This is a genomic window from Streptomyces sp. BK79 (genome assembly GCF_044142145.1).
Lineage (GTDB): Bacteria > Actinomycetota > Actinomycetes > Streptomycetales > Streptomycetaceae > Streptomyces.
The window spans coordinates 1-1255 of record NZ_JBHVOC010000075.1 but is presented as its reverse complement, the minus strand read 5'-3'; the positions used below and the strand labels follow the sequence as shown (position 1 = coordinate 1255).

Below are 1255 nucleotides of genomic sequence, written 5' to 3'. Positions count from 1 at the left end.
GATTGCCCAGCAGCGGGACGACCTCGTCCTCGGACGCCTCCACCGCCACCATCACCCCACCGGCCGGAAGCTCCTGCATCAACCGGCCACGCGCCCCCACCAGCACACACGCATCCTCCAGCGACAGCACACCCGCCACATGAGCAGCCGCAATCTCCCCCACCGAGTGACCGGCGACGACATCGGGCACGACACCCCACGACTCCCACAGCCGGAACAACGCCACCTCGAACGCGAACAACACCCGCTGAGCAACACCCGTCCCCTCCAACACAGCGACATCCGAGCCGAAGAACTCCTCACGCACCCCCAGCCGATCAAGCACCTCGTCCAGCACCCCCGCGAACACCGGGAACCGCTCATACAACCCACGCCCCATACCCACCCGCTGCGCACCCTGCCCAGCGAACAGGAACGCGACCCGGTCCCCTGCGGCAATGGCTGCCTCGACCTGGCGGCCATCCGCTTCTCCAGCGGCTACTGCGTCCAGCTCCCGCAGCAGTCCGGCCCGGTCCTCCACCACCAACGCCACGCCATGATCGAACACACTGCGCCGGACAGCCGCCGCAGCCACATCCACCACCGACACATCAGGCCGCTCGGCGACAAACGACCGCAACCGCGCCGCCTGCTCCACCACCGCCGCACCCGTCCGGCCCGACAGCACCACCGGCACCGGCCCCGACCACTCCGGCGCAGCACCCTCCGCCACAACCGCAGCCTCAGAACCCTCTTCAAGGATCACGTGCGCGTTGGTCCCGCTGATCCCGAACGACGACACACCCGCCCGCCGAGGACGATCCCCCTCAGGCCACGCCGTCTGCTCCGTCAGCAACCGCACCCCGCCGGCCGACCAGTCCACATGTGACGACGGCTCGTCGACGTGGAGCGTCGCGGGCAGCACCCCGTGCCGCATCGCCATCACCATCTTGATGACACCCGCCACACCCGCAGCCGCCTGCGTATGACCCAGATTCGACTTCACCGAACCCAGCAACAGTGGCCGCTCCACCTCACGACCCTGCCCATACGTCGCCAGCAACGCCTGGACCTCGATCGGATCACCCAGCCTCGTGCCCGTCCCATGCCCCTCGACCACATCCACCTCGGACGGCGACAGACGAGCACCCGCCAACGCCCGACGAATCACCCGCTGCTGCGACGGACCATTCGGCGCCGTCAAACCATTCGACGCCCCGTCCTGATTCACCGCCGACCCACGCACCACCGCCAACACCCGATGACCATTACGCCG

1 protein-coding gene is annotated in these 1255 nt (G+C 68.5%); it reads right to left on the bottom strand.

Going from position 1 to position 1255, the window contains the following annotated elements; translation table 11 throughout:
- Window positions 1-1255 (bottom strand): acyltransferase domain-containing protein (locus ACFIF2_RS35820; protein ID WP_395577474.1); only part of this gene is annotated, 1255 nt, incomplete at both ends.